This window comes from Frateuria defendens (assembly GCF_001182895.1).
GTDB classification, from domain to species: Bacteria; Pseudomonadota; Gammaproteobacteria; order Xanthomonadales; family Rhodanobacteraceae; genus Frateuria_B; species Frateuria_B defendens.
Window position 1 is genome coordinate 1 of the sequence record NZ_LFQR01000014.1, and the last position, 9,082, is coordinate 9,082.

Annotated in this window: 9 protein-coding genes; all 9 read left to right on the forward strand. The window is 72.2% G+C overall.

From position 1 onward, the window contains the following. Positions 1 to 158 precede the first annotated feature (158 nt). Positions 159 to 1,124 carry a lysophospholipid acyltransferase family protein gene (locus ACH65_RS02855; RefSeq protein WP_049621070.1) on the forward strand — a complete coding sequence of 322 codons (966 nt, stop codon included), beginning with the start codon at positions 159 to 161 and terminating at the stop codon, positions 1,122 to 1,124. Then, entirely contained in the window at positions 1,114 to 1,539 is a 426-nt protein-coding gene (locus ACH65_RS02860; protein ID WP_049621071.1) for an acyl-CoA thioesterase, read from the forward strand. Before ACH65_RS02855 ends, ACH65_RS02860 begins: the two co-directional genes overlap by 11 nt. 88 nt (positions 1,540 to 1,627) lie before the next feature. After that, the gene (locus tag ACH65_RS02865; protein WP_049621072.1) at positions 1,628 to 2,341 is read left to right on the forward strand and encodes a class I SAM-dependent methyltransferase; all 714 of its coding nucleotides are present in this window, start codon (positions 1,628 to 1,630) and stop codon (positions 2,339 to 2,341) included. Further along, positions 2,341 to 3,525, forward strand: a complete 1,185-nt coding sequence (locus ACH65_RS02870; protein WP_049621073.1) for a beta-ketoacyl-ACP synthase — start codon at positions 2,341 to 2,343, stop codon at positions 3,523 to 3,525. Before ACH65_RS02865 ends, ACH65_RS02870 begins: the two co-directional genes overlap by 1 nt. Before the next feature lie 85 nt (positions 3,526 to 3,610). Continuing rightward, on the forward strand, positions 3,611 to 4,093 hold the full coding sequence (locus tag ACH65_RS02875) for a hotdog family protein (protein ID WP_049621074.1): 483 nt from the start codon (positions 3,611 to 3,613) through the stop codon (positions 4,091 to 4,093). Next, positions 4,090 to 4,818, forward strand: a complete 729-nt coding sequence (gene fabG, locus ACH65_RS02880; RefSeq protein WP_049621075.1) for a 3-oxoacyl-ACP reductase FabG — start codon at positions 4,090 to 4,092, stop codon at positions 4,816 to 4,818. Before ACH65_RS02875 ends, fabG begins: the two co-directional genes overlap by 4 nt. A gap of 65 nt (positions 4,819 to 4,883) precedes the next feature. Then, a complete protein-coding gene (locus ACH65_RS02885) occupies positions 4,884 to 5,333 on the forward strand; it encodes a hypothetical protein (protein ID WP_049621076.1) in 450 nt (149 codons plus the stop codon). 146 nt (positions 5,334 to 5,479) lie between these two features. Next, positions 5,480 to 7,609, forward strand: coding sequence for a YccS family putative transporter (gene yccS, locus ACH65_RS02890; protein ID WP_053096126.1), 2,130 nt, complete (start codon positions 5,480 to 5,482; stop codon positions 7,607 to 7,609). A gap of 92 nt (positions 7,610 to 7,701) precedes the next feature. Beyond that, complete coding sequence (locus ACH65_RS02895; RefSeq protein ID WP_049621077.1) at positions 7,702 to 8,859, forward strand: isovaleryl-CoA dehydrogenase; 1,158 nt, start codon at positions 7,702 to 7,704, stop codon at positions 8,857 to 8,859. Positions 8,860 to 9,082: the final 223 nt, after the last annotated feature.

Sequence of the window (9,082 nt, forward strand, 5' to 3'; positions counted from 1 at the left end):
GAGCGAAACCCCGGCCCAAAGGCCGGCCAGACCACGACGAGGCAGCCGCTGAAAAGCAATACCACTACGCACCTGCAACCGCAGTCCGAAGCGACATCGCAACACGCCGCACATGCATCGTCTGGCTATGCGGACAAACAAAAAGAAACGGCCCCGGCATGAGCGACACCAGCCTCCCCTCCCGCCACTGGGCCACCCAAAAAGAACGCGGCAGCTTCGCCCTGATGAAGCTCACCGCCCTGGGCCTGCGCCACATCGGCCGCAAGCCGATGGCGCCGGTGCTGTACCTGATCGTGCTGTACTTCTTCGCTTCCGGCCGCCGCGCGCGCCAGGCCGCGCGGGAATACCAGCAGCGCCTTGCCGCGTGGAGCGGGCGCGCCGAACTGCGGCCCACCACGCGCCGCGTATTCAGGCAGTTCATGGCCTTCGCCGAGAGCCTGCTCGACCGGCTCGACGTCTGGCGCGGCAAGCTGCGCCCGGAGCAGGTGCAGCTGATCGACCCCAGCGGCATCCGCGAGCGCCTGGCGCAGAGCGGGCCCGGCCGGCGCGGCGAGATCCTGGTCGGCGCCCACCTCGGCAACCTCGACGTGTGCCGCGCGCTGGCCGAGCTGGGCGGCTCGTCGATCAACGTGCTGCTGCACTCGCGCCACGTCGAGCGCTTCAACCAACTGCAGCGCGAGGCCGGCGACCGCCGCCTGCGCCTGATCCAGGTGAGCGAGCTGGACGCGGCGCTGATGCTCGATCTTTCCCAGCGCATCGAACGCGGCGAATGGCTGGCCATCGCCGGCGACCGCGTGCCGCTGCATGGCGACCGCTGCGTCAGCGTGGATTTCCTCGGCCATGCCGCGCCCTTCCCGCAGGGTCCGTGGCTGCTGGCCGGCCTGCTGCGCTGCCGGACCAGCCTGATGTGCTGCCTGAAGGTCGACGGCCGCTACCGCATCCACCTCGAGCCCTTCCTCGACGAGCCCGCGTGGGAACGCGGCCGGCGCGAGGCGGCGATCGCGCAGTGGGCGAGCCGCTACGCGGAGCGGCTGGGCCAGCTGTGCCTGCTGGCGCCGCTGCAATGGTTCAACTTCTACCCGTATTGGCAGGCCCCGGCCGCAGGGGGCGACGATGCGCGCTGAAGGCATCCTGCACCGCACCGTCGAGATCGCGGTGCCGTTCCACGACGTGGACTCCATGCACGTGGTGTGGCACGGCCACTACGTGAAGTACCTGGAGATCGCGCGCAGCGCCCTGCTCGAAGAAATCGGCTACGGCTACGCCGCGATGGCGGCCTCCGGCTACCTGTGGCCGGTGATCGACGTGCAGCTACGCTACGCGCGCAGCGCGCGGCTGGACCAGCGCCTGGCCGTGCGCGCCGGCCTGGTCGAATGGCAGAACCGCCTGAAGTTCCATTACCTGATCAGCGACGCGCAGAGCGGCGAGCGGCTGACCCGCGCCAGCACCGTGCAGGTGGCGGTGGCAGCGGCCAGCGGCGAGATGCTGCTGGCCTCGCCGCCCGCGCTGATCGAGGCCGTGGAGCGCCACCTACCGTGAACCTGCCCGTTTCCACCCCGCGGCCCGACCGCACGCCTTTCCTTTTCACCCGGCGGCCCGGCCGCCTCCGCAAGATGACGTGTGACGCATGACCTACGCCAGTGATACCTACGTCGAGGAAACCCGCATCGGCTTCCGCTTCCTCAGCACCCACACCTGGCAGCACCACGTGCTGCGCGTGGCGATCAACGACTTGAAGCGCCTGCTCGGCGAACCGTCGCCGCAGGGCGGCACCCTGCTCGACGTGGGCTGCGGCCAGGGCAAATCCTTCCGCCTGCTGCGCGATGCGTTCCGGCCCGCGCGGCTGCTCGGCCTCGACGCCGACCCGCACAGCCTCGACCTCGCCCGCGCCGAGGCAGCGCGCGAAGGCATGGCGGTGGAGCTGATCGCCGGCGACTGCGCACGCATCGAGCTGCCCGACGCCAGCGTGGACACCGTGTTCTGCCACCAGACCTTCCACCACCTGGTGGAGCAGGAGAAGGCGCTGGCCGAGTTCTGGCGCGTGCTCAAGCCCGGCGGGCGGCTGCTGTTCGCCGAATCCACCAAGGCCTACATCGACACCTGGGTGATCCGCTGGTTCTTCCGCCACCCGATGCACGTGCAGAAGAGCGCCGACGAATACGTCGCCATGCTGCGCGATCAGGGCTTCGCCTTCGAGCCACGCCACGTCTCGCTGCCCTACCTGTGGTGGAGCCGCTCGCGCGACTTCGGCCTGCTGGAACGCTGGGGCATCCGCAAGCCGCCGCCGCCCGGCCGGCGCGAGGAAACCCTGGTCAACGTGGTCGCGCGCAAACCCGCCTGATGGACACCTACCTCAACGCCCTCGGCGTGACCTGCACGCTCGGCGCCGGCAAGGCGGCGGTGGCGGAGGCGCTGTTCGCCGCCGACGACCGCGGCCTCGCGCCCGAGGCCGGCTGGGTGCCGGGGCACGCGCTGCCGCTGGGCGCGGTGCGCACGCCGCTGCCCGCGGTGCCGGCGGCGCTGGCCGCGCGGCACGACAACCGCAACAACCGGCTGCTGCTGGCGGCGGCGCTGGAGATCGAGGCGGACATCCGCGCTGCGCTCGAGCGCTACGGCAACGAGCGCCTCGGCGTGGTGCTCGGCACCAGCACCGCCGGCATCGAGGAGGCCACGCGCGGGCTGGCCGGCTATCGCCGCGACGGCGCCTGGCCCGCGGACTACCACTACGCCCACCAGGAGCTGGCGCAGCCGGCCGGGTTCCTGGCCGAGTGGCTGGACCTCGCCGGCCCCTGCTACAGCCTCTCCACCGCCTGCACCTCCAGCGCGCGCGCCCTGCTCAGCGCGCAGCGCCTGCTGAAGCTCGGCCTGTGCGACGCGGTGCTGTGCGGCGGCGTGGACACGCTGTGCCGGCTAGCCATCAACGGCTTCTTCGCGCTGGAGGCGGTCGATGCCGGGCGCTGCAAGCCGTTCGCGGTGGACCGCCGCGGCATCAACATCGGCGAGGCCGCCGTGCTGTTCCTGATGACCCGCGAGCGCGGCGCGGTGCGCCTGCTCGGCGGCGGCGCCAGCTCGGACGCCTACCACATGTCCTCGCCCGACCCGCAGGGGCTGGGCGCGCAGCAGGCGATGCGCGCGGCGCTGGCCACGGCGGGGCTGGAACCCGCGCAGATCGACTACCTCAACCTGCACGGCACCGCCACCGCGCACAACGACGCGATGGAAGCCCAGGCGGTGGCCGCGCTGTTCCCGCACGGCGTGCCGTGCTCGTCCACCAAGTCGCTCACCGGCCACACCCTGGCCGCCGCCGGCGCGCTGGAGGCGGCCTTCTGCTGGCTCAGCCTGGCCGATCCCGAACGCCGCCTGCCGCCGCACCGCTGGAACGGCCGGACCGACCCCGCCCTGCCCGCGCTCGCCTTCGCCGCCACGGGCAGCCGCCTGCCGCCGGGCGGGCCGCGCCGCCTGATGAGCAACTCCTTCGCCTTCGGCGGCAACAACGCCAGCCTGATCCTGGGAGATGCGGCGTGAGGCGCGCGACCGTCTCCGCCCCGGCGCGCCTTCCGCGCCCGAGCGGCCGAGGCGCGGGCCCACGCCCGGCGCACCGGAGGCGCCCATGAGCGGCGCTGCCGCCGATTACGGCCCGATCGAGGCGCTGCTCCCGCACGCCGGCCCGGCGATCCTGCTCGATGCGCTGGTCGAGGCCGATGCCGAGCGTGTGCTGTGCACCCGCACCGTGCCGCACGGCGGCCCGCTGCACGACGCGGACGGCCACCTGCCGGCCTGGGCCGGCATCGAACTGATGGCGCAGGCCGTGGCGGCCTGGGCCGGCTGGCAGGCGCGCCGCGAAGGGCGGCCGGTGCGGCTGGGCTTCCTGCTCGGCACCCGCCATTACCGCTGCGACGTGGACGCCTTCCCCGCCGGCACCGTGCTCGCCGTCGAAGCTGTGCGCGGCTTCCACGACGACGCCGGCATGGGTGTGTTCCACTGCCGCATCGACGCACCCGGCCTGCACGCCGAGGCACGGCTCACCGTCTTCAGCCCGCCGGACGGCACGGCCTTCCTGGCCGGGCACAGCCTCCAAGGAAACACCGCATGACCGACACCATCCTGGTCACCGGCTCCAGCCGCGGCATCGGCCGCGCCATCGCCCTGCGCCTGGCGCGCGCCGGCTACGACCTCGCCCTGCATTGCCGCGCGCGCCGCGACGAGGCGGAGGCCGTGCGCGCCGAGATCGCGGCGCACGGCAGGCACGCCCGCATCCTGCAGTTCGACATCGCCGACCGCGCCGCCTGCGCGGCCGCGCTGGAGGCCGACGTGGCGGCGCACGGCGCGCCCTACGGCGTGGTCTGCAACGCCGGCCTCACCCGCGACGGCGCCTTCCCCGCGCTCACCGGTGAGGACTGGGACAGCGTGCTGCGCACCAACCTCGACGGCTTCTACAACGTGCTGCACCCGCTGGTGATGCCGATGATCCGCCGCCGCGCGCCGGGACGCATCGTGTGCATCACCTCGGTGTCGGGGCTGATCGGCAACCGCGGCCAGGTCAACTACAGCGCCTCCAAGGCCGGGGTGATCGGCGCCGCCAAGGCGCTGGCGGTGGAGCTGGCCAAGCGGCGCATCACCGTCAACTGCGTGGCGCCGGGCCTGATCGACACTGACATGCTCGACGAGAACGTGCCGGTGGAGGAGATCCTCAAGGCCATCCCCGCCCAGCGCATGGGCACGCCCGAAGAAGTGGCCGCCGCCGTCGAATTCCTGCTCGGCCCCGACGCCGGCTACGTCACCCGCCAGGTGCTGGCGGTGAACGGCGGCCTGTGCTGAGCACCGCGTTTCCGCCGCGGCCCGAGCGGGCCGCTTTCATCCCGTCAGTAAGGAGATTGACCCGCATGAAGACGCAAGCCCTCGCCCTCACCACCCTCGCCGCCCTGCTGTTCGCCCTGCCGGGGCTCAGCCGCGCCGACGACAAGGTGGTGCACCTGGCCTTCGCCGACGCCGTGACCGCCGCCACCCAGAGCGGCAAGCTGGACGGCAGCGTGAAGTTCTACTTCGCCGACGCCAAGCCGGCCGGCAAGGTCACCGTGGTCAACGACAACGTCACCACCAGCCAGCGCACCAACGCCTTCGGCAAGGGCGAGGCGTCCTGCGCCTGGGTGCTGCAGTCGGCGCTGATCGCCCTGCAGAACTCGGCCAAGAACGCCGGCGCCAACGCGGTGATCGACATCGTCAGCAACTACAAGCACGTGGAATACCGCGACAACCACAACTACGAGTGCCACGTCGGTTTCCTGATGTCCGGCGTCGCGCTCAAGGGCAAGCTGGCGAAGGTGACGCCGTAGCCCCGCGCCCGGGCCAGGGGCTTGCCCCAACGTCCTCCCTCTCCCCGCCGGGGAGAGGGCTGGGGTGAGGGGGCACGCTCGCCATACCCTCGCTTCGAGCGAGCTTCGCCGCGAGCCCCCCGCCCCTCCTGCGGCATACTTCGCGCATGCGTTTTCCCCTCGCCCCCCATCCCTTCGCCCGCCTGCTCGCCTCCGACCGCTCCGCCGACGTGCTCCGCGTCGCGCTGGCGCTGGGCGGGGCGGCCGTCTACTGCGTGGCAGCCGGGCAGCTGCACATCCTGATCACCCTGCTGCTCGGCGCGATCGCCTGCGCGCTGGCGGAAACCGACGAGTCCTGGCGCGGCCGGCTGGGCAGCCTCGCCGTCACCCTGGTCTGCTTCGCGCTGGCCGCGGTGGTGGTGGAGCTGATCTTCGGGCGGCCATGGCTGTTCGCCGCGGTGCTGCCGCTGGCGACCTTCGCGCTGGTGATGCTGGGCGCGGCGAGCGGGCGCTATGCCTCGATCGCCACCGCCACGCTCATCCTCGCCATCTACACCATGATCGGCATGGAGGTCGACACCGGCCCGCGCAACCTGCTCGACGAGCCGCTGCTGCTGCTCGTCGGCGCGCTGTGGTACGGCCTGCTCTCGCTGGCCTGGAGCGTGCTCGCGCCGCAGAACGCGGTGCGCCACGCGCTCGCCAACGTGTTCGAGGCACTGGCGGGGCAGATCGAGGCCAAGGCGGCGCTGCTCGAGCCGGTGCGCGATACCGACCACGAGGCCATCCGCGTCGGCCTCGCGCAGTGGAACGCGCGCGTGGTGGCCGCGCTCAACGAAACCCGCCGCGCCCTGCTCGACCGCCTCGGCCGCCGTCGCCCGCGCGGCGACACCGAGGAGCAACTGCGCCTCTACTTCATGGCGCAGGACCTGCACGAGCGCGTGCATTCCTCGCACTACCCGTACAAGGAACTGGCCGAGGCCTTCTTCCACAGCGACCTGCTGTTCCGCTGCTGCCGCCTGCTCAAGCTGCAGGCCGCCGCCCTGCGCCGGCGCGCGCGGGCACTGCGCGAGCGCAAGCGCATGCCGGTGAACGACCAGGCACGCACCGCCCTGGCCGACGCGCGCGCCGCGCTCGCCCACCGCCGCCAGCAGGTGCCGGCGCCGCCCGCCCACCTGCTCGACGCGGTGGAGGCACTGCTGCGCAACGTGATCGCCCTGCAGGACCGGCTCGGCCGCCGGCGCGCGCCGCAACCCTACGGCCAGGACCAGGCCCTGCTCGATCCCAACCCGCACTCGCTGGGCGAGGCTTTCGCGCGCATCCGCGCCCAGTGCACGCCGCGCTCGCTGCACTTCCGCCACGCCGTGCGCCTGGCGGTGGGCATGCTGGCCGGCTACCTCGCCCTGCTCGTCACCCATCCGCAGCACGGCTACTGGACGCTGCTGACCACCCTGCTGGTGTGCCTGCCCGGCTATGGCGCCACCCGGCGCCGCCTGGTGCAGCGCGTGGCCGGCACGGTGATCGGCCTGGTCGCCGGCTGGGCCATGCTGCAACTGATGCCCGACCGGCTGCTGCAGTTGCCGCTGCTGGTGGTCTCCGGCTCCGCCTTCTTCGCCCTGCGCTACCGCTACTACACCGCCGCCACCGCGGTGGTGACGCTGTTCGTGGTGCTGTGCTTCGACCAGATCACCAGCGGCTACGAGGTGCTGGGGCCGCGCCTGGTCGACACCGTGGTCGGCGCCGCCATTGCCGCACTGATGCTGCGCTTCGTGCTGCCCGACTGGCGCGTGCGCCACCTGCGCGAGCGCCTGGCCGACGTGCTCGCCAGCGACGCGCGCTACCTCGCCGGCATCGCCCGCCAATACCGCAGCGGCCGCGAGGACGACGTGCCCTACCGCGACGTGCGCCGCGACGCGCACAACGCCCACGCCGCCTTGAGCGGCGCGATCCGCGACATGCTCGAGGAGCCCGGCCACACCCGCGACTACACCGACCACGCGCTGCGCACGCTCGGCGTGGCGCACGACCTCTTGTCCTACCTCTCCGCGCTCGGCGCGCACCGGCAGGGCGGCGTATTCGCCGGCGACGACCCGCTGGAGGAGCGCGGCGCGGCCCTGGCGCAGCACATCGAAGCACTGGCCGCCGCGTTGCGCGCGGGCCGCGCGGCGCACTTCGCGCCGCGCGCCGCCCCCGCGGCGCCAACGCCGGAGCACGACGAGGCGCACCGCCTGATCGCCGCCCAATACGCGCAGATCGAGAGCGCCTGCGCGCGCCTGGCCGAGCTCGGCCCCGCCTTGTAGCGCGCGCCGCCGCGGCGCGCGATGATGCGTTGCGCCAAGGCTTGCCGCGGCGCGCACGCTACGATGCTCGGCCCGCCCCCAAGGAGTTCGCGATGCGTCCGTTCCCGCTCGGAGAAGAGCTCGACCTGCTGCGCGAGAGCGTGCGCGCCTTCGCCGACAAGGAGATCGCGCCGCGCGCCGAGCGCATCGACCGCGAGAACGCCTTCCCCGCCGATCTCTGGCGCAAGCTCGGCGACATGGGCCTGCTCGGCGTCACCATCCCCACCGAATACGGCGGCTCGGGCTTAGGGTATCTGGCGCACGTGGTGGCGATGGAGGAAATCTCGCGCGCCTCCGGCTCGGTGGGCCTGTCCTACGGCGCACACTCCAACCTCTGCCTCAACAACGTCTTCCACAACGGCAACGAGGCGCAGCGGCAGCGCTACGTGCCCAAGCTCAGCAGCGGCGAATACGTCGGCGCGCTGGCGATGAGCGAGCCGGGCGCCGGCTCCGACGTGGTCGGCTCGATGAGCTGCAAGGCCGAACGGCACGGCGACGTGTGGGTCGCCAACGGCTCGAAGATGTGGATCACCAACGGCCCCGACGCCGACGTGCTGCTGGTCTACCTGCGCACCGCGCCGCGCGCCGCCGGCAGCCGCTGCATGACCGCCTTCATCGTCGAGAAGGGCATGAAGGGCTTCAGCACCGCGCAGAAGCTGGACAAGCTCGGCATGCGCGGCTCCAACACCTGCGAACTGGTGTTCGAGGACTGCGAGATTCCGGCGGAGAACGTGCTCGGCGAGGTGGACGAAGGCGTGCGCGTGCTGATGCGCGGGCTGGACACCGAGCGGCTGGTGCTCGCCGGCGGCCCGATCGGCCTGATGCAGGCGGCGCTGGACCTGGCCCTGCCCTACGTGCGCGAGCGCAAGCAGTTCAACGCGCCGATCGGCACCTTCGAACTGATGCAGGCCAAGATCGCCGACATGTACACCGCGCTGCAGAGCGCACGCGCCTTCGCCTACATGGTGGCGCAGCAGTTCGACGCCGGCGTGAAGTCGCGCATCGACCCGGCCGCCTGCCTGCTCAACGCCTCGCACAACGCGGTGCAGGTGGCGCTGGAGGCGATCCAGGCGCTGGGCGGCAACGGCTACATCAACGACTATGCGGCGGGGCGCCTGCTGCGCGATGCGAAGCTGTATGAGATCGGGGCGGGGACCAATGAGATCCGGCGCATGCTGATCGGACGGGAGCTGTTCCACGGCAAGTCGTGAGTGACGCGCCGGTTCGCTCTACTCCGTGGCGGGGGAGCCGGGGTGGGGGTGGAAGCTGGCGGGGGCCTCTATCCCGCTCTTGCTCTCGTCGCTCTTGCTCGTCGTTACGGCGCAGGCCGGTGTCGCTTCACCACAGCGAAGCTCGTCACCCAGTGCCTCGTGCATTGTTTGGAGCGAAACGTCAGCGCAATCTGGCCGGCCGCTGGCCGGGGGTTTCGCTCCC